The following is a 24,230-nucleotide window of genomic DNA, read 5'->3' on the forward strand; positions in this document are numbered from 1 at the left end:
GCCTGTGAGCCTTCGCTTCACAATCTTCCGCCTGCACAACAAAACAGGGCAGAGGGAGGCCGCATGACGACCAAGAGCATGACGATGAAGCTATGCACCTATATGGGCGCCATTGCCGGTACGATGATGTTCGTCGGGATATGGCCGGTCGCGCACATGTTCCCGCCGCTGGCCCCGTCCATGCCCGCTGCGGAAGTAGCCGCCTATTATCGCAGCCACCAGATCGGCATATTGGCGGGCGCCATCCTGATCGCTTCCTCCTCCGTGCTGTTCTTCCCCTTTCTCGCCGCGGTCGCTACCTTCATGAAGAAGATCGAAGGCCCGGTTTCGCCTTTGACCTGGGCCTTTGTGATGGTCGTGGCCTTTGGCTTCGTCACTTTATTCTTCGCCGGGCTGATCTTCACGGCGGCCGCCTATCGGCCCGGCCGGCCGGACGCCATTATCAGTGCATTGAGTGATATCGCCTTCCTGCTGTTCGTCATGCCAGCCGTGCCCGCCTTCGTGCAGAATCTGCTGACCGGCTTCGTCATTCTGGGCGACCGCCGCGCGCGGCCCATTCTGCCGCGCTGGCTGGGTTACATGAACCTGTGGACCGGCGTGCTGCTGCTGCCCGGATTGGCGATCGGCCTGTTCAAGACCGGCCCCTTCGCCTGGAATGGCGCCCTTGCTTTCTGGATGCCCGCCGTCGTGTTCGGCCTCTGGTTCAACCTGATGATCTTCGCCATGATCGGAGCGATCAAACGAGACGCGCTGGGCGGGGAATGATGGCTGCTTCGCAAGCCGCCGCTTCACCTCCGCGCGGCCATGTGCCGGGAGAGGAAGGCGTATGGGTGTTCATCGGCGGCGATCTTGTCGTCTTTGCCGTCTTCTTCATCACCTATGCGCTCGCCCGGCAGCAGGAACTGGCGCTGTTCGAAAGCTCGCAGGCGCTGCTCGACCGGAGCCTTGGCCTTCTCAACACGCTTTTGCTGCTGACCAGCAGTCTCCTTGTCGCACACGCTGTCGCGGCGGTTCGCCGGGACGACGACAAGGCGCGATCGCTGCTGCTGGGCGCAATCCTGCTCGGCAGCGGCTTCGTCATCGTCAAGGCGTTCGAATATTCAGCGAAGATCGCACAGGGCTTCACGCTCAACAGCAACAGCTTTTCGATCTATTATTATATGTTTACCGGCATTCATCTGGTGCATGTGCTGATCGGATTGGGGGTGCTGTGCTTTACCCTGTCCCGCTTCGACCGGACCGGCCGGATGCAGGGTGGCGTCGCCCTGATCGAGGGGAGCGGTGCCTTCTGGCATCTGGTGGACCTGCTCTGGATCATCCTCTTCGCCCTGCTCTATCTGCTTTAGGGAATCTGTTTCATGGCCATGATCTGGCGTAGCCGCATCACACTGGTCTGGGGGACGTTGATCGCGGCGACCTTTCTGTCGTTCGAGACGATGGCATTGGGCAACGCCTTTCTGCTTCGTTCCGTGATCCTCGTCATCGCCTTCACGAAGGTTCTGCTCGTCGGGCGCGAGTTCATGGAGTTGCGGCACGCGCCGCGCTGGCTGCTCTGGGGATTTCAGGCTTGGGCGGTCCTGACCTGCGCGGTCCTGATCGCCCTTTTCCAGGACTGACGCAAGATTGCAGCGAGGAGACGTGGTCAGGCCGGCACCTCGGTCCCGCCTGCCGCGGCTTCATCTATGCCCATCTTGCGGGTAAGGTCCGCCATATCGAGATATTCGCGCCAGCGAGAAATCAGCCCGTCCCCGTCAAATTCGTAGATCGCGACCATCTGATGCGGACAGGGCCGTCCCATGATGATGGCAGTGTCGGACCGTTCCTGCATCACCATCCGGTCGTTGGAGAGGATGTTCACCTCATTGCATTTGTTGTTGGTGGCAAAGGCCATCTGCCGCTCAATCTCTGCCCGCAGCGCCGTCTTGCCTTTAACCACGGGACCGCCGGGAACCCATAGCTGCCACTCTGCATCCTCCGCCATCATCGACAGAATCTTCTCTACATCGGGCCGGCTGGCATCGCCGCCGTCGCCCCATGCATCGCAAAATTCCCGTACCTTCTGTTCCAGTTCGACGCCCATCATTCTCTCCTCTTCCTGTTTCCAATATGGATTTATGGCGTTCACCCTCGCGAAAGGTTTCGCGTCACGCTGATGAACGGGACGGTGCAGCTCTGGCCGCCATCGACTGGGTACAGCATGCCGTTGACGTAGCGGGACTCGTCTGACGCAAGGAAAAGCGCCATGGCGGCAATGTCCTCCGGCTCGCCGATAAAGGGGGTGTTGAGCACCTCCAGAAACAGCCGGTCCATCTCGGGCGAGGACCATTGCAGTTTTGCTGGCGTCTGCGTCGGGCCGGGAAGGATCGCATTGCTGCGGATGCCCTGTTTGCCATAGGTGGCGGCAATCGCCTGTACGAACCAGTTAAGCGCCGCTTTTGACGATCCATAGCTGTAGGCGGTGATATCCCCGCCCATGGAACTGCCGGACGAGGTGGAGATGATCGACCCAGTCCCGCGCTCGAGCATATGCGGAATGGCGAGCTTGCTCGCCAGAACCGCGCCCAATACGTTGACCCTCAGATTGGCAAGGAAGATGTCGGGGTCAAAAGCCAGGAAATCCATATCGCGCATGGCGTGGTCCTGATTGACATACAGAGCATTGTTGAAGAGCACGTCAATGCGGCCAAAGTCCGCGACCGTCTGGCCGATCAGGCGTTCAAGGTCGGCCTGTTCACCGACATCAACGGTCATCGCGCGCGCCGATCCGCCTGCGTCGACAATGGCCTGCGCGGTCGCCTCAGATGATTGGGCGCGAATGTCCGCGACGATCACCGTCGCGCCTTCTCGCGCAAACATCAGCGCGCTGGCGCGTCCGATCCCGCTTCCGCTTCCAGTGATGATGCAAATCTTGTCTGCAAGGCGGCCCATGCTGCTTCCTCTCCTTAGTGGTTCGTTGCCGATGGGGGACCAGGCGCCCCGCTCAGCAAATCCCGCTTCAAGCCGGCTTCCTGATGGACAGGATCAGGATGAAGGCACGGCTGCGCTGCGGATCTGCCTCGACGCGGGCCGCCACACGCTGCACCAGATTGGCCAGCAACGCTGCCCGATCGCGGGACGCATCGACGCGTGCAAGGAAATTGGGGCCATTGGCCGCGCCCATCATCCCCCCCCACTTCCGCCCCAGTTCTGCCGCATCACCGGTCTGTTGATAGCCCTCCCAGTAGGGATCGGGGGAGGGGATCGCAGCCAGGCGCTCCAGCACCAGATCGGGCACCTGCCCAACATCGAAAGGCGCCCTCACCTGATCCACTGAGCGCCCCGCCGAGGGAGCGGTCATCCTCAGCGTCTCGTCGGCGCTGAGCAGTCCTTCGCCTTCCATCTCGACGATTGATTGCCAGAAGTTCCCGGCCATCCATTCAAACCCGTGGCTGTCTGGTCCCCGGCCCATGAACTGGCAGATCAGGCGCCCTCCTGGCCGCAATTCAATCGCGCGCGCCTTCAAAAAGCGCAGCCAGTCCTCCGCCAGCACCGCGTCGACTGCGGCACGCGCTTTCGCGGAACCGCTGAAGATCGCCCAGCCATGATCCGCGACGTCGACCGGATTGCGGCTCATCCAGTGCAGCGCGTTGGACGACCAGCCCAAATCCACACTGCCGGGCGGCATAATTGAATCGAAATAGGATCGGCCGATGGCACATGGAAAGACGCACTGCCGGCCCTCAAGATAGCTGGCTGGATCTTGATCCAGCAGCCCGAACAGCGATGTAAAATCGTTGGAGGGCAGGTCCGTATGCACGATCTGAACCGGCCGCTGCGTATCATTCGCGCGAACCAAGTCGATGGCCTTAGCCATCGGCGCCATGGAATTGCGTCCTTGCGATGCGCCATAGTCGACGATGGTGACAGGACCGGCTGAGGCATCGCCAATGGCGCGCGCGGCATCCTCGAGAAAAGGGAGTGCCGATTGCAAGTTCGCCTGTTGCAGGCCCGAATGCCGGTTATAGAGCCCGCCCCCCGCCATGGCCGCGACGGCGGCGGGATCAGCCATAAAATGTCTCCGCGATGCGCTGCGTGTAGATCGCGCTTTTTTCGCGCGAGATGCCATAATGAGGGACAACCGGCGTGATCGCGTCGGCCAGCGCGGCGCGCCGCGCAACCCGGGTCCGCACGTCATCGGCCGTTCCGACCACGGCGATGCTTTCCACCATCTCGTCAGTGCAGGCGGCCGCCATCCCGGCCATGTCGCCCTGCGCGAAGGCGGCCTGGATTGCCGCAGCCTCGCGGCCGAACCCGATTTCTTTGAAATAGCGAAGATATTGGGGCGACTGGCTGTAGTAGGCCACGGTCCCGCGGCAATCCTCGATCGCCTCACGCCTGTCATCAGAAATCGCCGTGAATATCGAAATGTTCAGCGAGAAGTCCTCACGCGCCCGGCCGGCGCGCTCGAGTCCCGCTTTCATCTGGACGACCACTTCCCGCTCGATCCACGCGTCGCTCCACAGAGGGTGCCCGAGCAAGCCATCTGCAATCTCTGCGGCCTGCGCGCAGGCTTTCTGAAAAAGTGCCGGCAGGACGATCGGAATATCGCCGCGCACCGGCTTGTGAAGCAAGCGAAAGTGGGAAAGGTCGAGACGGTGATAGTCTCCCGCAAGTTCGGTCAGTTCACCCGTATCCGCGCGCGCCACGATGGCACGGATCATGCCCACGATCTCGCGCATGTGGGCGAGCGGCTTGCCATAGGAACTGCCGAAAGATCCCTCGATCTGGCTCTGCGCGCTTGAGCCCAACCCCAACACCACCCGACCGTTGCTGATCAGGTCGAGGTCGATGGCGCTGCACGCGGTTTCCAGCGGACTGCGAACGAAAGCCAGCGCAATTCCAGTTCCCAGCTTGATGCGCTGCGTGGCGGGAGCGACGGCGGCTAGGGTCCCGAACGGCGCGCCGAACATTTGCGGCGCCCATACCCCTTCCACGCCCGCCGCTTCATAACCCTGCGCCAGCGCAGACAGATTGGCCCCCGGCATCGGGACGATTTGCGCCCAGACAGCCTTGCGATCGGTCATACCATCCCCTTCAAAAGCCGCTCGTGTGGAAATAGTCGCGCCAGGCGACGATATGGGGACCGTCCATTTCGAGCGCGCCCATCAGCCGCAACGAGAGCATTTCCTGCCCATCCGGCCCATAGAAAATGTCGCTGCGCTCGGTCAGAACGACATTGCCAGTGGCCGCCGCATGATGCACCACGATGGCGCAGTGATCGAACGGGATCCGGCCCAGAAAGCCCTCAATGAACTGCCGTGCCTGATCGCTCCCGACGGTCGTCCCCACCCCGACATTTTCCCAGCACGTGTGCGCCGTAAATCGACGCTCCATGGCGGACAGCATGTCTTCGCGCGAGCCGCTGCTTTCGCGGAAAAATGCCAGTGCTTCGTCCATCGGACCGGGCATATCACCCCCTGCTCCTATGTTGGGCCGCCATCATGGCGCGGGGTGCCCGCCCTCTCCCCTGCCGAAAGATAGCAACCTTGTTTTTGGCAGGGGTTCGGCACGCCACCGGGCGGAAACGTCATGCTGAGAATAGTATGTCCTCTCCATAACAGTGAATCGAGCCGCCAAATATCGGGGGGTGCCCTATACTCCCGTGCATAGCTGAGAGGAGTTTTCACTAATGAGCGCCGTTGACGAACTGATCGCCCTTGCCCAGGCGCCCGACCCGTTCCGGAACGCCCCGGACAATTTGGCCGAACTGCAACTGGAAGCGGCTCGCGAGCGGTTTGCGGAACGGCGCCAGCAGATCAGGGTGCTCGACAAGCGCGCGCGCGAGGCAGGCATTTCTTGCGTCGACAGCTTCGCGGACCTTGTCCCACTGCTCTTTGCCCACACCAATTATAAAAGCTATCCCGAGGCCTTTGTCGATAACGGCCAGTGGAAGAATATGAATTTGTGGCTGGGCACGCTGGCCACCCACCCGACCGACAATATAGACATTTCGGACGTGCGCGACATTGACGGCTGGCTGGACCGCGCGAAGGCGGCGGGCCATCATGTCTTCGCGTCGAGCGGCACTTCGGGGAAGTCGTCCTTTCTTGATCAGTCGACGCAGGACCGGGACCTGTCCGTGGGTGCTTGCCTCGCCGCCGCCGATCTTTCGACGCCCACCTATGCGCCCGATCAGAGCCGGTCCGTCTTCACGATGATGCCGACCCGCGGCACCCACAAGATGATCGACTTCTGCAACGTCCATTTCCCCCGCTGGGCGGCGCCCGGCGAGCTGCACCGCCTCAGCAACGACCCTATCCGCGCCTTCGATGCGATGCGGCCAGCGCAGCTGCGCCGTCTGCTAGCGGCCGGCAAGGTCGGCCCCGGCGAAATCGCATCCTATGAGGCGGAAGTCGCTGCGCGGCAGGAAAAGCGGGCGCATGAACTTGACGCATGGTTGGGCCTGATCGAAGATCGACGCCATCGGCCGCTCTATATCGGCGTCATGTACGGCGTCGCATGGCAGATCGTGCAGGCGCTGCGTGCGCGCGGCGTCAAGGATGGCGACTTCCATCCCGATACGCTGATGAGCTTCGGCGGCGGCACCAAGGGAGCGGTCCTCCCGCCCGACTATAAGGAACAAATTATGGGCTTTTTTGGCGTCACGCCGGACCGCATCACCAGTTCCTATGCGATGGTCGAGATGAGCGGCTTCTGCGCCAAGATCCAGCCGACCGAATCCTACGCCATCCCGCCATGGATCGTACCGCTGGTGCTCGACAAGCCCGGTGAAAAGCTGATCGGCACGACGACGGACAAGGGCACGGTCGAAGGGCGGATGGCGTTTTTCGACATATTGACGGACGGGCGCTGGGGCGGCGTCATCTCCGGCGACAAGGTGCAGGTGGAGTTCGGCTCCGGCCTGGAAGGCGTGAAGACGCCGGTCGTCCACTCGATTGCGCGCTACGCCGATCTGGAGGAAGGCGAGGACAAGCTGAGCTGCGCCGGATCGATCGATTCCTATGTCCGCGGATCAATCTCTTCCCCGCAACCCGTCGCCGCCTGACAAGAGGAGGTTCTATGCTGCTCGAAATCATCCCCCACGACGACAGGCTGCTCGTACCCCATGTCATCAAGGGGGAGGTCCAGCTTGACGCAGCGGTCGAGCATCGCTCGCGCGCCGGCGGCAATCCCGTCATGACCCCGTCGATCGACCTGGATTCGCTGATCTGGCCTCGCAACCAGCCCGGCCCGGCCTTCGACACCCCGATCGCGGAAATCGTCGATTTCCTCTCCGAGGTCGGCAAGGCGCTTGATTTTGATCGGAACATCTATCTTCAGGAGGCCGCCGCCTATAATCTGCGCTGCAACAATCTGGGCGCGCGCATCCTCGAAAATTGCTATCGCGACATAGCATGGTTCTTCACCCGCGAGGCCATCGAGGCAGAGGCCGAACAGTCGCTCGGCTCGCTGGACGTTCTGGACGGCTGGGCGCGGCGCAATATTCAGGGTCAGGCTTTTGACATTCGCGCCTTCCCGCCACGAATGGTTCATGTCCTCGCCGGTAACGCGCCGGTCGTACCGCCAATCACCATCGTCCGGGGCGCAATAAGCAAGGGCGTCCACCTACTAAAGATGCCCTCCAACGACATGTTCACCGCGACCGCGCTGCTGCGCACGATGGCGGATGTCGGCCCCAACCACGCGGTAACGCGCTCCTTCTCCGCCGCTTATTGGCGCGGCGGCGATGCGAGCATTGAAAATCACATCCTGCGATCCCAATATTTCGACAAGCTGGCCGTGTGGGGCGGTGAGGCCGCGGTGCGCCACGCCATGAAATATGCGGCGCCGGGCTTCGAGATCATCTCCTTCGATCCCAAGGTCTCAATTTCGCTGATCGGCCAGGAAGCATTCGAAACCGAGTCCCTGTCGGCTATTGCCGAGCGGAGCGCGGCCGACATCATCGCCTTCAACCAGGATGCGTGCAGCTGCGCCCGCTTCCAGTTCGTCGAAGGATCTAGCGATGATATCGACAGCTATTGCCAAGCGCTGGTCGAGGCGATGAGCAAGGATGGTCGCTATGGTGCCGGGCCTGACGGCCCGAGACCGCCGGAAATATTGATGGATGAGCTCGACATGCTGAGCAATTTGGAGCCAATTTATCGCCTGTTCGGTCGCCCCGACGGGCGAGGCATGGTCATTCGCTCGAGCGAGCCCGTATCATTTAATCCAGGCGGTAAGCTGGTCAACGTGGTCGCTGTCGACCGACTGGCGGACGCGCTGCAGCATGTTACCGTCGCCACGCAGTCGGTAGGCGTCTATCCGCCAGGCCGGATCGCCGAGGTCCGCGACGGGCTTTCCTCGGCCGGGGCGCAACGCATTGTCGGCCTGGGTAATATCAACGCCGGAAAATTCGGCGGCCTACCGCACGACGGGGGATGGCCGGTCAACAGGATGATGCATTGGGTCGTCACGGAAGCAGCGAAATATTGAAGAGAAAAACATGACAGACACGAAGAGCGGAGCGCTATCGCTCGACACCTACCGCCTGCTCGGCCGTTCGGGCCTGCGGGTTTCCCCACTTTCCCTTGGCACCATGACCTTTGGCGAGGAATGGGGCGCGGACGAGAAGGAGTCCCGCCGGATTTTCGACACCTATGTCGACCAGGGCGGCAACTTCATCGATACGGCGGGCTATTATGCCGATGGCGCGTCGGAAACGCTGACCGGCAAATTCGCAGAGGCCAAGCGCGAGCAGTTGGTGCTGTCCACCAAATATTCGCTGACGCATTCGGTCGGCGATCCCAATGCCGGGGGCAACAGCCGCCGCAACATGGTGCAGACGGTCGAAACGAGCCTCAAGCGGCTGCGGACGGACCGGATCGACCTGTTATTCCTCCACGTCTGGGACGACATGACGCCGGCGGATGAAATCCTGCGCGCCTTCGACGATCTCGTGCGGCAGGGCAAGATCCTATATATCGGCCTGTCCGATACGCCAGCCTGGCAAATGGCGCGGCTGCAGACCATGGCGGAGCTGCGCGGATGGACCCAATTTGCGGCGCTTCAGGCCGAATATAATCTGGTGGAGCGCACGGCTGAGCGCGACCTTATCCCCGCCGCCAAGGCGCTGGGCATCGGCGTCATGCCCTGGTCGCCCCTGGCGAGCGGCATGCTGTCCGGCAAATATGCGACCGGCGGCAGCGCCCATGCCGGCGAAGCGGGCGGGCGTGGCGCCTTGCTGCAAGCAGCGGGCAGGGTCGACGCGCGGGTGGTCGCCATTGCCGATACGGTGAAGGGCGTGGCCGACGAGATGGGCGTCACGTCGGCGCAGGTCGCGATTGCCTGGACCCTGGCCAATCCGGCCGTCGTCTCTCCGCTGGTCGGCGCACGAACGATGCGCCAATATGAGGACAATGTCGCCGCACTCGAAGTGACGCTGGACGCGGCGCAACTGGAACGGCTGGATGCGGCCAGCCGCACCCCGCTCGGTTTCCCGCACGACTTCCTGGCCTCACCTTTCATCCGCCACGGCTTCACCGCCGGCGCGACCATCCAGCCGCGCACCGCCTGATCAGGCGGCGCGGACCAGCCTGCCGGGGCGCGCGCCAGTGTCGGCGCCGTCCCGGCGGGTGATGACCCCGCTGACAATGGTCGCGCGGTAGCCGGTCGCGTGCTGGGCCAGACGGCGGCCGCCCCCCGGCAAGTCATGGACGACATAGGGCGCATATAAGGTGAGCGCCGCATGGTCGATCACATTGATGTCCGCCTTCATCCCGACGGCCAGCCTCCCCCGGTCCTTCAGTCCCAGAAAATCGGCATTGTCGGCGCTCAGCGCCTTGACTGCCACCGGGATCGACAGACGTTCGCCCGCCCGATCGCGCGTCCAGTAGGACAGGAGCGTCGTGGGATAGCTGGCATCGCAAATGATGCCGTAATGCGCGCCGCCGTCTCCCAGGCCCACAATGCTGTGCGGGTCGCGCATCATGGTGAGCGCCGGGTCGAGCGACTTTTCCGCATAGTTGGAAAAGGGCATCAGGATCAACGCATGGCCATCCTGCTCCAGCATCAGGTCATAGACCAGCGCGACCGGCTCCACCCCGCGCGCTGTGGCGAGCGCGGCGATGCTCCGCTCCGGCTTCGGCTCATAATCGGGGATAGCGCCGAGCAGATAGATATTATCCCATGTGCGCAGCAGGCGGTGCAGCGGCGTCGGCGTCTCATCCGGCTCTTCAACGATCAGCCGCGCGCGGAAGGCCGGGTCACGCATGATCGCGACTTTTTCCTCCAACGGCAGGTCGGCGATCGCACGATAGCTCGCGCAATGGCTGAAGGCGTTGGCGGAGGTCGACAGGCCGCACATAGCGCCCATCGGCCGGGGGAAGACCTGCGCCATGATGGGCGCGGCGCCGCTGCCATTATGCTCGGCAAAGGCGTCCATGGTGCGCCGCCAGCCCTGCAGGTCGGTGGACCATTGGGCGAGCGAATAGGTGAGCGGCCGGCCGGATGAATGCGACATGCGCTTCATCAGTTCGATGTCGCCACTCCAGTCCGCCGTATCGAGATTAGGGATCATCTGAAGCACGCCCCGGCCCGATTTGCCCACGGAGTGGGCGATCGCCGTCAGTTCGTCGCTGTCCGCCTGGAAGGAGGGGATGAACGCCCCGTCGCCGCGACGGTGAACCAGCGAACGGGATGTGGCGAAGCCGAGCGCCCCGGCCGCCATGCCCTCCTCCACCAACTGCTGCATCCGCGCGATGTCTTCCGCCGTGGCGGGTTCGCGATCCAGCCCGCGCTTCCCCATGGCATAGACGCGCAGGGGTGAATGCGGAATGTAAGCGGCCACGTCGACGTCCCAAGCGCGGGCTTCCAGCGACGCCAGATAATCGGGGAAGGTTTCCCAGTTCCATGGCAGCCCAGTCGCCATCACGGTTTCGGGAATATCCTCCACGCCTTCCATGACATTGACCAGCGCTTCGCGATCAGCCGGCCGGCACGGCGCGAAGCCGACGCCGCAATTGCCGATGACGACAGTCGTGACGCCATGTTCAGCCGAGGGAACCAGAGTGTCCGACCAGGTGACCTGCCCATCATAATGGGTGTGCACGTCCACGAAGCCAGGCATGACGAGCAGGGAGCGGGCATCGATCTCCTGCCTGCCCGGCCCCACAACCGCGCCGATGGCGGCAATGCGTCCATCCACGATGGCGATGTCCGCCTCGAACGGCTCGCCGCCTTGCCCATCGACGATCGTGCCGCCACGGATCACCAGATCAGCTTCAACCACTTGCCTTGCTCCTTCAGCCTGCCAGTGCTGCCAGCATCTCGCCCGAGGCCTGTTCTTCGGTTACCCATTTCACCATGCGACGGACCGGCTCGATCGCGTCCTGCCTCTCCATATTATGCTGCATCGTCGCCGCACCGCCCAGCGACACGATCCGCTGCACGCCCTGAAAGGCAAGGCGGTCGCGCAGCTCCTCCTTGAGGCTTTCGGGGAAGATGCCGATCGTCTGGGTATAGGCGTTGACCGCGCTGACCGCCGTTTCCCTGCTGTCGATGGGCACGATATTGCCCACCCTGCACGCAAGCGTGCGGGAAAAGTCCACCGGATAATCGTCCTGGCTGACGATCACCGCGCCTTCGTTGGTCCGACCGCCGAAGATGCGATAATCTTCATCATTGAGCCGGATGCCGTCGATCTCAGCCTTGAGCGCGCCGTCGAACGCCTTGTGCGGCGTGCTGAGATGATCGGGCAGACGCTGGAGCGCGTCAAAGGTCATTTGCCCCAGCCGATTGGCGCGTTCCAGCCCGGCTTCGTCGGTGCCGCATTCGACATAGATGACGCGGGCAGACACGCAGCCTTCCTGGTTCTGCGCGCCGATGTCGAGCGCCAGACGGCGCGCCACCTGGTCCAGCGTCGCGTCATCGGCGAAGGCTTCGCGACCTATGATCGTTCCCGACAGCTTGGGGTCCTGGGTGATGAGATCGATGCCCGGTTGCAGATAGCGCGTGATGTGCTTGACCGAATCGAACCCACCCCAGGCGACGATCTTTTCGACCCCGCGCGGATCGTAGACCGCAGATTCCACCTGATCGTCACCGCCCTTCCAATAGGCGACGGAGACATGTTTCGACAGCGGATGGTCGGGGTCCATCTCGACCATGGTTCGCACCAGCGCAGCGGCTGTCAGCGGATCGTTCGACGGCAGCTTGATGATCGCATCCGATCGAGTTAGCGCATTGCGGATCACCGTCAGGATCGAAACGATCGGCGCATTGCCGGCGATCACATGCACGGTGCGCGCGCCGAAAGCGCGCGTGCGGGCGGTGAGGCCGGCAAATCTGCCAGCCCCCTGATCCACCCAGCCTTCCAGATAATCGACGCCGCAGGAGCGTTCCATCATCCGCCGCATTTCGGTTCGATCGAAGGCGGCGCCGATATGCTGGAAATGGACACGCAATATGCTCTCCGACAGGCCGGAGGTCAGGCAGGACAGACGAAACGCCTCCTGCAAATGCCGGTTCTGCCCGAAATCCAGCCGCTCCCCAGGGCAACGAGGAAATCCAATATCTCGTCGAAGCTGAGCGAATAGAGATCGGCCATGGCCGAGGGCGTGCGCAGGGGCAGGCGCGCGACATGCTTGGCAATGTCAGGCGCCGAGAAGCTGACGCCGCCCCGGCGGCCGCCATAGTCGACTTCAGCATCATCGATAATCTGGCCCCGGATGATCAGGGGGACGCGGAATTGATCAGTCATGGCTCTACTCACATCGACAGTTCGGCAAGAAATTCGAGCGCACGATCATGCGCTTCCGGCGCGCCGGCGCAGACGATGCGGTCATCGCCGCCCTCTTTCTCGCTGTAGCGCCGCACCGGCGGAATGACGTGCGGCCCGGTGCGGCCACAGGCGCAGGGCTTTTCCCATCCCGACAGCGTGATCTCATCACCCGTCACCAGCCCGGCCCAGTAGGTGTTGGGCATCAGGTCGAACGAGGCGAAGCGACCGGTCAGGCCGTCCTGGCGCGGCAAGGGCTTGCCGCTGGCCGGATCGAGCAGGAATGGGATCTGGATCGGCGGGATGTGATAATGGCCATGCTGGCACATCATGGACAGACCCATCTGTTCGGACGTGGCGTACATTTCATAGATGGTGTCGAAGCCCAGGAACTCCAGCACGCGCTCGCGCCAGTCGTCGGGCAACTCCTTGCCCTTCTTGCCGCCGCCGGTCAGCAGCACGCTGCCCTTGCCAAAGACATTCTTGAGGCCGCGCTTCAGCCCCTCCTCCGCCCAATCGTAGAGGATCGCCCACATCGCCGTCACATAGACGTCGCGCCCGCCGAAGCGTCGTTGCGCCTCGCTGAAGAAATGCTTGAGGTCGTCAGGCCGGCGGCGCTCCAGTTCCAGCAGAGCCTCCCGCCGTTCCAGCAACACCGGCGGAATGTCGATCATGCCGGCCTCACCCCGCGCCTCCGCCGCGCGCAGGCGGCCGCCTAGCGAGGCGATGTCCGCGCTGAAGCGGGCATCCGGGTAGAGGAACAGGGCGTTTTCCTCGCCCTTGGCGTAAAGATCGATCTGTATGCCGTTGCCGCGCTGCGTCGCCGCCGCGCCATAGCGATAGCCCGGAATGATGATCGGCATCCCATCCTTCAAAATGTCCGGCCCGCGGTCCGGCCACCAGTCGCGGATGATGACCGCCGAATGGACGATCGTCTCGCGCCACTGTTTCTTGGTGCGGGGGACGAAGCTCAGCTTGCCGGTCGTGCCCGACGTATGCTGGACGGTCAGGTCGGTTTCCGCGTCGAGCAGGTCGATCCAGTCGTCTATCGTCTCGATGCCGCTCGCATCGACATGGGAAATGTCGCTGGTCGTCAGGCCCGCGAGCCATTTGGTGAGCTTGTCGAAGCGGCTGCGCTCCAGATAGCTGATCGGATAGGATTTGTAGACGGTGTGCGGAAACAGCAGCGGCGCCAGATCGTCAATCGTCTCGATCGTGTCGATGCCCTGCTCGCGCGCCAGCTTGTCCAGTACCGACAGGCCAGGACGAAGCTCGGCAAAGCGTTTGCGCGCGCCTTCCAGATGCAGTCTGTCGATCTCGTCGCGGCTCAGTGTAAAGGCCGGCGCATAAGGCGCGTCATGGAAACTGGTGGGATCGGCGATCAGTCGATCGAGATAGCTGGTCATGGAGAGAATCCGCCTTTCTGTCGGAGACGATTGTGGCGGTGACGGCCCGATCCCCGCAACGCAGATGCCTACAGCCGGAACGCCCAAACATCGTCAGGCGGACATGAAGCGCATCGATCCGGCGCGGCCCAGCCGCCGCGGCATTTCGCTGCAATTGCGGCCACAGCATGCTGCAAGAGGCAAGGACGCTCGGCTCGTGCAACGGCCTGCGCCTTGGGCCAAGGCCATCTCCATGCGGACAAGGGGGTGAACCGATGGGATTGAGCGTAGAGGAACGGCTGGACATTTACGATCTGTTCGCGCGCTATCGCCAAATGTGGATAGCGGCAGGGCAACCGAATGGGTGGACTTATTCGCGAAGGATGGCTGCTTCGAGATTGTCGGCCAGATGACCCTGCAGGGTGCGGGGCAATTGGTCGGAATGCCAGCGATCCTCGCGGAAAAGAGCGGCGGCAAATGGCGTCACCAGATCACCGACATCATGATCGATGCAGGCCCGTCCAATGATATAGCCTATGTCGGCGCCTCCGGCCTCGTGACCAACTGGAGCAATGGCGGCCGCGCCATCATGTTCGCCAATTATCAGGGCGCGCTGAGCAGAATCGACGGGCCCTGGAGGATCGCCAGATTGACCGGGACGATGTTGACGGGCTGAACGGCGGGGATAGCCTATCTGCCGGAGCCGCGTTCTTCCCGATATTCGCGCGGGGTCATGCCGGTGGCCTTGCGGAAAGCGGCGGAAAAGGCGGCGGCGCTCTGGAAACCGCAATTGCCGGCAATCACCTTGATCAGCACATCGTCCCGCGCAAGCTGTTGCTGCGCATGGGCGATCCTGCGGCCGGCGATATAGTCCGACAGGGTCGTGCCGGTGGTCGCTTTGAACGTCCGGATCAGGTGCCGGGGACTGGTGCGAATTTCCGCCGCAAGGTCCGCGACCGACAGATCGTCTGACAGTTCGGCTTCGATCCTGTCCTTGACCCGGCGCAACCGCCAGCCCGGCATTTGTCCATAGCCGCTGCGGTCATCCTCCGAAGCCCGCCGGAAATGCCGGCACAATTCGACGACCAGCAACAGGGCCATGCTCTCCAGCACTATGTCCTGCCCGAAATCGGGGTTGCGCAACTCTTCCAGTAGGCGCGCAAGCCCCTGACGCACCCGCCCAATCTGGACGTCATGGCAGGGCGTCAGATCGGCTAGACTATCATCCTCGAACAGCTGCATCGCCCTTTCATTTTCAAAGGTCAGGCACAGCAGGCTGTGTTCGCCCGGTTCGCTCACAGCCGCAAAAGCGCCGCCCTTGGGTAGGAATACGACGTCACCCGGCGGATCTGCAAGCTGCCGCTCGCTACTGAAGAAGCGCGAATTGGGACAGCGTGGACCGATGGAAAAATCGAGATAATAGGCGTTGGGCTGAAAAACGGATCGGCTGCTCTGGGTCCATCCGAAGTGCCGGATGTCCGCGAAAATACCGTTGGCATGGAGTTGCCGTTCGACATGGAAATGCGAAGCTGTGTGCGGTGCACACAGTGGCATATCAGCGCCGATTGCATTCTGCATCCTCGACCTCCTCTTCATCGGTCGAGTCTTGTCCGACCTGGAAGGGCCAGTCCATTATTTGCCAGTTGATCGAGGATGGCAAGTCAGGGCTCATGATCGCTCATCGATTATCATCCATCGGCTCGCCAGTGCGAACAAACCGGCGGCAAGGATAAAGAAGCAGGATCCGAAGCTGAGCGACATGCGCAATCCCTGCGCGCTCGCGGCTTCACAGGCCTCGACCGACCGCTTCACACATTCGGCTAGGCTCAGGCCCGCAGATACCCGAGCGGCTTCTCCCAATATATCGCTGACGAGCCCGATCAGCGGCGGACCCAGCCCGTATCCCAAGAAAGAGCTTGTGGCGATGATGATCGCAGACGCCATCGCTCGCATAGGTGGCGGTGCGACATCCTGTCCGTGCGCATACATGGCGGGCATGTAGAAATGCTGCCCCATCGAGGCGAGCACCATCAACGCAAGGGCGGGCGCCACCGTCGGCAGCTGAAAGGCGACCGCATACAGCGACCCGCACCAAAGCAAGCCGACAGACGGCAGCCACCCTTTGATCCGTGGATAGCGCCGCCTCCCCACATCCATCAACGGTCCGCCCAGAAGCGTGAAGACAATGCCCACACCTCCGATCACCAATCCCATCAGCAGTGATGCGCTAGCCAGGGAAAGGCCGTGCCCGCGCATGAGGAAGGACACCATATATTGCTGGTTGGAGTAGCTGCCGATCCCGGCGATGCCCCCTGCAGCCGCGACCAGGGCAAAGCTGCGCCGGACGAGCAGCTGGCGGATCGTATCGAGGAAAGACGCCGGGTGGGTGGGCGGGGGCTGGCTCCGCTGCGGTTCCGGCACTGTGGCCCGAAACAGCAAGGCCAGGGCTATGCCGAACACTCCGCATACAAGAAAAGCCGTGCGCCAACCGTAGGCGGCGATAAGCGCGCCACCGGCTACTGCAGCAACAATGGCTCCGAACGGGCCGGCCACGCCGAAAATGGCAATAACAGTCGTCCGGCGCCGCGCGGGGAATGCATCGGAAATCAGGGAATGGGACGCCGGCGTACATCCCGCTTCCCCAATGCTGACGGCTGCTCTCCCGACAAGCATCTGGAGGAAATTAGTCGCTATTCCACAAAACGCGGTCATGGCGCTCCACAGCATCAGCGAAACAGCAATGATCCCGACCCGTTGACCGCGGTCAGCCGCTCGGGCGATCGGGAAACTGAAAAGCGTGTAAAGTATGGCGAATGCCGGTCCGCCGATCAGGCCCAGTTGAAAATCGCTGAGGTGAAGATCGACTTTGATCATTTCTTGCGCGACGGAAAAGAGCAGGCGGTCGATATAATTGAGACAGTTCAGGAGAAACAGCGCGACAATTGTCCAGGAAAGAAGCGATGCCTTAGGGGGTGGCATAGGCACATCATGAAGTGCCGATCCTTGAGCGATATCCACGGATGAAGAATTGTGCATCACGCGTCCCAGATCATTTGTGTCAGCTGACTGGTTATTATGTCAGGGCGGCGTTGAATGCCGACGCCAAGACCATCGCAAGCAGGACAGATATCGGGTAGAGGACATATTCACCTCAAAAATACTCGTCCCGCATCACCGAGAAGGTCGGAGCCAAGCGGTCACCGAATATTGCTTGTGGGGCGGGCATGGCCCGCCCCACTGATGCCGAAGCGCGTATGTCAGAAACGGTAAGACGCTGTTGCACCCCATGTGCGTGGTGCCGCGGTAAAGCCGATCGCAGTGCCGAAGGTGCCATAGCCATTGAAGATGGCGTTGTAATATTTCTCCTGCGTCAAGTTACGCCCCCACAAGGTGAACTCCATGCCGCCGTCGATCTTGAAACCGATACTTCCATTTAGCACACCATAGGCCTTGAGCCGGCTAAAACTGTTCTGCCGATTGACGAAGTTGACCGCAGCTGCACGCTCTGCGGCATCGTTGATGCCGTCGTTAAGCCCTGGCGCCGTCAAATCAGCGGTGGCGTAATCCTGATAGACTGCCGAGGTATAAGCATAGTCGGCGTGCAAGGCGATTTCGCCACCCTTGAGCGGAATACGCTGCGTCGCGCCGATATTCCAGGTCCATCTTGGCGCTCGCGGAACCACCTCGCCACTCCGATCAACGGTACCTCCAAGGCCCGCCGCAGTAAATGATCCCGCGGCATATTTCGCCTTCAGATAAGCTAGGGCACCGCTGACCTCCATGCCCTGCCAAGGGATGAGCGTGCCTTCGAACTCGACGCCATATGCTTTGACATCGCCCGCGTTCTGGACAAACTGCGTCAGATTGCCGCCGACCAAAGCATTGACGATATTCTGCGCACCGTTCCGCCAGATATAGAACGCCGCGAGATTGGTCCGCAAATGCCTGTCGAAAAAGTCACCCTTGAATCCGATCTCGGCATCCTTAACCTTTTCCGGTGCAAAGGAACTGGCGTCGGGCGGAGTCGGACGCGAGTTGAGACCGCCGGCCAAGGCGGCGCCTCCTGTCTTGGCATAGACGAATTTGCCCTCCCCCAGTTGATAATCAATACTGATAAGCCACGCGGGATAATCGAATTTGGCGGTCACAGGGTCCGTACAGTTGGGCCCGGGAGGAACCAGATTTGCATTGGCACCAACGGCGCACAGACCCGTGGGGGGAAGCGTGATCAGTCGGCCGTTCGATACGAAAGAGCCGGAAAAGCCTGGTATCCCGCCAATATAGCCCATGCGATTGATGGAGCGCTTGTCCCAAGTATAGCGAAATCCGCCTGTCACACGCAGTCGTTCGGTCAGGTTATAATTGGCTTGCGCAAATAGCGCCTTTGACTCTGATTTATAGGTGGCGAGATTGGTGTTGGCGGGCGCAAGGTTGAATCCAAAATCCGTGTCCTGAAACACGAGAGACTGGGATTGTTCGTCGCCCGTTTCCTTGAAGTAAAAGGCTCCCAGGATGAATTCCAGTTCCCCCAGCGCACCTGAGAATTGAAGCTCCTCGCTACGCTGCTTCTGGGAATAGTCGCTGGCATAGGACGCAATCTTGGCTGGTGTACCGTCCAGATCGGTGCCGTCTCCGGTTTCAGCCTCTCGGTAGGCTGTTATGGATTTTATTTTGAAGTCACCAAGATCATATTCTACCGTCGCACGCAGGCCCCATGTCTTGTTATAATTAAACGGCGTATCTATATTGGGATTACCTGTATTAGGATTGTTATAAGTCGTGTAAAAACGGCTTTCATCTTGCAGGAAGCTGGCTAGGTCGAATTGATTGGAATAGAGAGCCAAACCGGGACCAGCCGGATTTATACCACGCAAGGCTACATTGTTATAGGTATCCTTGATGTCGGCCCAATCGGCAGACAAAGAAACGGTGACAGGGATCGAGGATGGTTCCCAGTTCAGCGTGGCGCGAGTCGCGATGTCATGATCGATCCGCGCCGCATCCACACCTCGTATCGGGTTCGGGCCAAAGCCCCTACCCCGCTCACCATAACGTCCTGCCAAGCGTAGCGACAATTCATCACCGGCGATAGGCAAAGTCAGTGCGGATTCGATCGACCAGCTTTCATAATTGCCGATACGGGCCGTAACATAGCCTCCGAAGGTGCCGTTCGGTTGAACGGTCGTCATGTTCAGGGCGCCACCTGTGGTGTTGCGTCCGAACAATGTCCCTTGGGTTCCGCGCAGGACTTCGACAGAGGCAAGGTCGAGGAGACCCAAATTGCCGGCAATCGGTCGCCCATAATAAACGCCGTCGACATAGATGCCCACCGCAGGATCGGAAAATGAATTGGGACTATTCTGAGCGTTACCCCGGATCGCCAGATAAATCAGCGACGCGTTGCCAGTACCGCCGGACTGGACCGATAAACCCGGTGCAGCACGGCCCACGTCCGCGACCTCGACAATCTGGCGTTCAAGCAGGGCTGTTGGGTCGAGCGCAGTAACGGCCACGGGGACAGTTTGAAGGTTTTCCGAAGTGCGGCGAGCCGTCACGATGATGTCACGCACCGCGCTATTGTCGTCACCACTGGAACTCTGCTCGGCAGGTTGCGCTGTCTGGGCTGCGGCAATGCCGCATGAACCCCAAGCAGCGGTGGCCATAAGAATCGCTCGGTATATCTTACCCATTTCATCCCCTCCAGTGGTAACAAGTTTGAATTCGCGATTTATGATACTTCATTATGTTGTTTCATTTTGCGAAATATTATCAATATTAATTATTCTTATTCTTCATGTATATTACGCCCACCGTGCCGCCGTACGATCGAAAAATGTGCCAGCAGGTAGATGCTTTGCATCCGAAGCGGAGGCGCTTCCTGTCTCCGCAGACGGCGCGATAGTGGCTGCTCGGTGAAACCCCTTCTTATTCTGCCGGCACCAGAACTCGCCGACATGGCACTGTATTTTGCAGTTCGAGATGACGCACATACCATTGGATAGGTAGCTGGCCTGGAGCCTCCCATTCCAGGATGGTGGAGGGACCGGTAATTCATACCGGCGGCATAGCAGCCTAATCTCGCCGCAACGGCTCCATGGGAACCAGAACCAGATGATCGTCATTCGCGTCAGGACCTGCGATCACCAGACACTGGCGCAGCATCCTCCGATGAAAGAAACGCGTGAGGGGAACGTCGTCGGCAGGCGCGCTGTTTTCGATGAAGCGCATCAATGCCGTCTCGCCTTCGGCCGGATCGGCATGGGCTGCACCCAGCAGAGCCTCAATATCCTTGCGATCCTCGTCCCGCAACCAGTCGCGATATCGCAACTGATCCTGGAGATAGTGCGGTATGGAGGCAAGGATATTGCGTTGCCAACCCTGTAACGAACCGCTTTCCGGCAAGCGTTCGATCTCCGCCTGCAATTTCTGAAGCGCCAGATCGTTCTGATCGACGCCGGCAGGCGGTGGCAGCGCGACGTCATCGAGCGTCACGCCCAATATCTCGGCAAGCGCCTCCATGCAGCGTCGCCCAATCATCGACACTTGCACCGCAGCTTCAACCCAGTCGCCGCCGCGTCCCGTTTCGTAAAGCCCAAACAGAGGACCATAAATCGCCTCAGCCAGGAAAGAGACAGTGTGATAAGCGATTGCATCATAATCGAGGGGCACACCGATTGCGCGTTCGTAGTGACGGAACAATGCGGCAACGTCGCCCATATTCTCGATCGGATGGCGCCCCCGGAAGCAGGCGAGATCGCGCATCGGATCGCCTAGATGACCGATTTCCACATCCAATATGCCGGTGACCTGGGCGCCCTGCGAAAGGAATTGCCCGCAATCGCCCGTAACGAAGGAGATGGATTCCCGATGTCGGGGATAGTTGCGGCGCAGCCACCGCGCGCAAAATTCCAGCAGCGGATCGGTGATGCCCTGCTCGGCCGTCATGGCATGAAAGCGTTCGAAATTGTGGAGCGCAATCTCGCGCGGCCCCTGCGGCAAATAGGCTCCCTCTTCAACGAAGGGACGATTTGGAAGACGATGTATGTCCGCCAAAATCTCCATATAGCGGAGGGAGGCGGCCCATCGATCTTCGGTCATGACCGACGCGCTTTCGATCGCCTGCTGAACCAGACCAGGGTCCCGCCCCCCTTCTATCCATTCCATCACAATGGTGTTGGGCTGGTCGCACATGCCCAATATGGCGGGAATGGGCACGCCATTTTCATGGAGCGCGCGCTGCATGCGCATTTCATAATCGAGCGGATACGGATGGGTTGGCCAGGTCCGATCGCCCTTGAGCAGAAAGTCGCGCTTCACACCATTCTGCTGCGCACTGGCGCGCCATACCGGACGCCAGCGCCGTTGCTTTTCCAGCACGACCTTAGAACAGCCCAGCACATCCTCCAGCCATCGGCTAAGCTGTTCGCGGCTTTCGGCTTGATCCTGATCAGCTTCGGTCTGCGCCATCGGCGGCCCTCCCCATAATCCTGCTTTGTCTATGCTGGTCGGTGCGTCATCCGCTTCTTGGCCTGCCATCGCGGTCAGGACGGGTGACGCACCGTCATCAGCTCCTGTCGTCAGTCGCCAAACCGATAGCGAACCTCGACGCCATAGGTACGCGGGGCGCCATAAAAGCCGCTGAATATCCCCAGCGCAGCCGATCCTACATTGCTCGACGCCAGATATTTCTTATCAAACAGGTTACGCACGAAAAAGCTGATATCGGCATTGCTGCCGCCTACGCCGTTCAGGTCCAGCCGTCCGTTGACCAGATCATAGGCGGGCAGAACCTGATCGGAGGAGCGGACCTTACTAGAATGGTAATAGTCCATGCTGACCACGGTTTCCCCAAGCGAGCGTGGTACGGGGAGCGTCCAGCGCAGGCCGGCGGTCACAGTTGTCTTCGCGACCAGATTGAACGGCACCTCGAGCGCGGCGAGATAGGGTTGCAGCGCTACAGGCACTGTCAGCGACCGCGACTTGAGATCGAGGAAGGTCGCGCCCGCGTCGAATGACAATGTCGCAGTCGGCTGAATCCGGGTCGAAAGGTCAATGCCCGCAACACGGGTCTTGCCGGCATTGACGAGTAGCGTCCCGCCGCTCGGATCGTTGCTGGCGTCGCAATCGCCGTCCGGTGATCTTGGCGGGTTCGTGCCGCCGGCTACTGTCGTGCTGCAACTCGCCTGCGTATTGAGGCCCGAAATCGGCACCTGCACATTATTATACCAGCCGACAAATGGCGACGCGTTAAACTGCAACTTGACGTCACCCATAGCAAAGTCGGAGCGGATACCGACCTCCACATCCGTCACCTTTTCCGGGGCGAAAGACTGGAACGGCGCCAGCCTGCCGGCCAGCGTCGGACTGTTGATCCCGCCCGCGCGATAGCCCCGGCGCGTGACCGCATAGAGGAAGATCGCATCCGACGCCTTCCAGTCGACGCCCAGTTGCCAAGTCAGCGCCCTGGACGAGGTCTTGTTGACGCCAGAATTGCGGATAGTTGCTGCCCCGTCCGCGCATTCTTCGGGCGAAACGATGGGCTGGTTATTAAGGCCGCCGCCGACGCAGGCCTCGATCTTGTCCCAGGTGTGGCGAACACCCAGGTTGACGCGCAGCCCGTCGGTGATCTCATAATTGACATTGCCAAACAGCGCCCGGCTCTTTTCATTGTAGAAACTGTAGTTGAAGCGCGCGTCGGTAATACCGGGCAGGATGAAGACAGGAATATAGGTGCCCGACGGCCCGAGCGGTTTGCTGTCAAGGTAGAAGGCGCCGACCAGCCAGTCGAGGCGGTTACCAAGTGCCGACCCCTTCAACTGCACTTCGTCACTGATCTGCCGAACATCCGATGTCTGACGGCCGCCGACGATCGTCACTGGAAGTCCAGCGGGGATCGCGCCGCTGCCGTCGGCGATCAGTGTCGGCAATCCGTCGACACTGGAATAATAGTCAATCTTGGTGCGTCGATAGCCGAAGATATTGAGGAAAGTGATATCGTCGGACAGGTCAAATTCGGTCCGGTTGGTGATACCGAAACGCTTGACCCTCTCGAACGCGTCGACGTCTGAATTGATCACGCGCGGACCGCGTGCCCGCTGCAACGCCAACTGCGCCATCGCCGCATTGGCCGTGCCCGTCGCCGTCAGCCCGTTGGGTCCGGGCAGCACATCGGTCAGCACGGACGCGCCGCCGACGGCGTCATTATGATAATAGTCCACAATGGCCGTGTTGCGGAATGCGGCACTCGGCTCGAACAAGATCGAGGCGCGGATCGCATGCGAGTTCAGATCATCGGGGTCGCCGCCGATACCGATATTCTTCGTCCAGCCGTCGCGCTTCTGGATCTGACCGGCAATCCGAATGGCCAGCCTATCTGATATCACCGGTAGGTTGACTGCGGCTTCCAGCAGCCTGGCGTCGTAATTGCCGTAGGACGCCTTAGCATACCCCTCTAGCTTGTAGTCGGGTGCAGTCGGATAATAGAGGATTGCGCCGCCGGTCGTGTTACGGCCGAACAGCGTCCCCTGCGGTCCCTTGAGGACCTGAACCGAGGACAGGTCGTAGGTCGGGATGCTGGAACCTGTGGTGGGGGAAGGCACTTCGGCGAAATAGCTGATGACGCCCGGCGCGCTGTTGCCGGCCAGCGCCTTGGACTGGCCCCGAATGGAGAAGTTGGTGTTTTCGCGCCCGCCCGACCCGGCGAGAAAAACTCCTGGCGTCTTGATCAACAGATCCTGTGTATCCCGAATATTGGCCTGCCGCAGCGAATCTGCCCCAAAAGCCACCACGGAAACTGGCGTTTCCTGAATATTCTCGGCGGTCCGCCGTGCGGTCACCACGATGTCACTGCTAGCATCCTCCTGCGGCGCGGCGGTGGCCGACTGCGCCAATGCCGCCTCAGATGTCGTTAGCAACAGGCCCAATGGCAATATGAAACCCCGTATTCCGTTCATTCTTCTTCTCCCTGATGGCCAAAGCGTGACCGTTCTGATTGAGAGCCGGTCTATTGCCGGCCTTTCGCCTCTGTAGGATGGCAACATGGGCTTGGCCGGATGCCGCCGGTCAGCTCCTGCCGCCGACGGCGCATTCCA

General features: G+C 61.1%; 21 protein-coding genes. 7 read left to right on the forward strand and 14 right to left on the reverse strand.

The genetic code is table 11. The annotated features are described in order from the left end of the window. The first annotated feature begins 63 nt into the window (after window positions 1–63). Genes ACWNC0_RS15655 through ACWNC0_RS15665 form a run of 3 tightly spaced genes read left to right on the forward strand, consistent with a single transcriptional unit; the run spans window position 64 to window position 1,616 of the window. Window positions 64–765, forward strand: coding sequence for a hypothetical protein (locus tag ACWNC0_RS15655; RefSeq protein ID WP_449472900.1), 702 nt, complete (start codon window positions 64–66; stop codon window positions 763–765). Next, on the forward strand, window positions 765–1,346 hold the full coding sequence (locus ACWNC0_RS15660) for a cytochrome c oxidase subunit 3 (protein WP_449472902.1): 582 nt from the start codon (window positions 765–767) through the stop codon (window positions 1,344–1,346). The genes ACWNC0_RS15655 and ACWNC0_RS15660 overlap by 1 nt, the downstream gene beginning before the upstream one ends. 12 nt (window positions 1,347–1,358) lie before the next feature. Beyond that, window positions 1,359–1,616, forward strand: a complete 258-nt coding sequence (locus tag ACWNC0_RS15665) for a cytochrome C oxidase subunit IV family protein (RefSeq protein ID WP_449472903.1) — start codon at window positions 1,359–1,361, stop codon at window positions 1,614–1,616. A gap of 26 nt (window positions 1,617–1,642) precedes the next feature. On the opposite strand, the gene ACWNC0_RS15670 is transcribed toward ACWNC0_RS15665, so the two are convergent. The 5 genes from ACWNC0_RS15670 to ACWNC0_RS15690 all read right to left on the reverse strand — a co-directional run bounded on the left by ACWNC0_RS15670 (window position 1,643) and on the right by ACWNC0_RS15690 (window position 5,448). Further along, a complete protein-coding gene (locus ACWNC0_RS15670; RefSeq protein WP_449472904.1) occupies window positions 1,643–2,083 on the reverse strand; it encodes a nuclear transport factor 2 family protein in 441 nt (146 codons plus the stop codon). Window positions 2,084–2,121: 38 nt separating this feature from the next. After that, the gene (locus tag ACWNC0_RS15675) at window positions 2,122–2,928 is read right to left on the reverse strand and encodes an SDR family NAD(P)-dependent oxidoreductase (protein WP_449472906.1); all 807 of its coding nucleotides are present in this window, start codon (window positions 2,926–2,928) and stop codon (window positions 2,122–2,124) included. 67 nt (window positions 2,929–2,995) lie between these two features. After that, a complete protein-coding gene (locus tag ACWNC0_RS15680; RefSeq protein ID WP_449472907.1) occupies window positions 2,996–4,048 on the reverse strand; it encodes a hypothetical protein in 1,053 nt (350 codons plus the stop codon). Beyond that, window positions 4,041–5,063, reverse strand: a complete 1,023-nt coding sequence (locus ACWNC0_RS15685; protein ID WP_449472909.1) for an LLM class flavin-dependent oxidoreductase — start codon at window positions 5,061–5,063, stop codon at window positions 4,041–4,043. Before ACWNC0_RS15685 ends, ACWNC0_RS15680 begins: the two co-directional genes overlap by 8 nt. Before the next feature lie 10 nt (window positions 5,064–5,073). Then, window positions 5,074–5,448 carry a limonene-1,2-epoxide hydrolase family protein gene (locus ACWNC0_RS15690; RefSeq protein ID WP_449472911.1) on the reverse strand — a complete coding sequence of 125 codons (375 nt, stop codon included), beginning with the start codon at window positions 5,446–5,448 and terminating at the stop codon, window positions 5,074–5,076. 220 nt (window positions 5,449–5,668) lie between these two features. Here ACWNC0_RS15690 and ACWNC0_RS15695 point away from each other — a divergent pair, with 220 nt between their 5' ends. The 3 genes from ACWNC0_RS15695 to ACWNC0_RS15705 are packed head-to-tail and all read left to right on the forward strand — an operon-like array spanning window position 5,669 to window position 9,553. Further along, window positions 5,669–7,045, forward strand: a complete 1,377-nt coding sequence (locus ACWNC0_RS15695) for a hypothetical protein (RefSeq protein ID WP_449472913.1) — start codon at window positions 5,669–5,671, stop codon at window positions 7,043–7,045. Between the two features lie 14 nt (window positions 7,046–7,059). After that, window positions 7,060–8,472, forward strand: a complete 1,413-nt coding sequence (locus ACWNC0_RS15700; RefSeq protein ID WP_449472915.1) for an acyl-CoA reductase — start codon at window positions 7,060–7,062, stop codon at window positions 8,470–8,472. Window positions 8,473–8,482: 10 nt separating this feature from the next. Continuing rightward, window positions 8,483–9,553: an aldo/keto reductase gene (locus ACWNC0_RS15705; RefSeq protein ID WP_449472917.1), complete on the forward strand. Its 1,071-nt coding sequence runs from the start codon at window positions 8,483–8,485 to the stop codon at window positions 9,551–9,553. Here the strand turns inward: ACWNC0_RS15705 and ACWNC0_RS15710 are convergent, their stop codons facing one another. Genes ACWNC0_RS15710 through ACWNC0_RS15725 form a run of 4 tightly spaced genes read right to left on the reverse strand, consistent with a single transcriptional unit; the run spans window position 9,554 to window position 14,160 of the window. Continuing rightward, entirely contained in the window at window positions 9,554–11,266 is a 1,713-nt protein-coding gene (locus tag ACWNC0_RS15710) for an N-acyl-D-amino-acid deacylase family protein (protein WP_449472919.1), read from the reverse strand. It lies immediately after the preceding gene. A gap of 13 nt (window positions 11,267–11,279) precedes the next feature. Next, window positions 11,280–12,494, reverse strand: coding sequence for an acyl-CoA reductase (locus ACWNC0_RS15715; protein WP_449472921.1), 1,215 nt, complete (start codon window positions 12,492–12,494; stop codon window positions 11,280–11,282). Next, a complete protein-coding gene (locus ACWNC0_RS15720) occupies window positions 12,464–12,736 on the reverse strand; it encodes a hypothetical protein (RefSeq protein ID WP_449472923.1) in 273 nt (90 codons plus the stop codon). The genes ACWNC0_RS15715 and ACWNC0_RS15720 overlap by 31 nt, the downstream gene beginning before the upstream one ends. 8 nt (window positions 12,737–12,744) lie before the next feature. Beyond that, a complete protein-coding gene (locus ACWNC0_RS15725; protein ID WP_449472925.1) occupies window positions 12,745–14,160 on the reverse strand; it encodes a hypothetical protein in 1,416 nt (471 codons plus the stop codon). 316 nt (window positions 14,161–14,476) lie between these two features. On the opposite strand from ACWNC0_RS15725, the gene ACWNC0_RS15730 reads away from it, so the two are divergent. Then, complete coding sequence (locus ACWNC0_RS15730) at window positions 14,477–14,815, forward strand: nuclear transport factor 2 family protein (RefSeq protein ID WP_449472927.1); 339 nt, start codon at window positions 14,477–14,479, stop codon at window positions 14,813–14,815. A gap of 14 nt (window positions 14,816–14,829) precedes the next feature. Here ACWNC0_RS15730 and ACWNC0_RS15735 read toward each other — a convergent pair whose 3' ends face one another. The 5 genes from ACWNC0_RS15735 to ACWNC0_RS15755 form a co-directional block, all read right to left on the reverse strand. Further along, complete coding sequence (locus tag ACWNC0_RS15735; RefSeq protein WP_449472929.1) at window positions 14,830–15,717, reverse strand: helix-turn-helix domain-containing protein; 888 nt, start codon at window positions 15,715–15,717, stop codon at window positions 14,830–14,832. 90 nt (window positions 15,718–15,807) lie between these two features. Then, entirely contained in the window at window positions 15,808–17,118 is a 1,311-nt protein-coding gene (locus tag ACWNC0_RS15740; protein WP_449472932.1) for a spinster family MFS transporter, read from the reverse strand. Window positions 17,119–17,396: 278 nt separating this feature from the next. Further along, complete coding sequence (locus ACWNC0_RS15745; protein WP_449472933.1) at window positions 17,397–19,829, reverse strand: TonB-dependent receptor; 2,433 nt, start codon at window positions 19,827–19,829, stop codon at window positions 17,397–17,399. A 382-nt stretch (window positions 19,830–20,211) separates the two neighbouring features. Beyond that, a complete protein-coding gene (locus ACWNC0_RS15750; protein WP_449472934.1) occupies window positions 20,212–21,606 on the reverse strand; it encodes a phosphotransferase in 1,395 nt (464 codons plus the stop codon). 110 nt (window positions 21,607–21,716) lie between these two features. Then, entirely contained in the window at window positions 21,717–24,092 is a 2,376-nt protein-coding gene (locus tag ACWNC0_RS15755) for a TonB-dependent receptor (RefSeq protein ID WP_449472935.1), read from the reverse strand. Window positions 24,093–24,230 lie beyond the last annotated feature (138 nt).

It is taken from the genome of Sphingobium chungangianum (assembly GCF_977014255.1).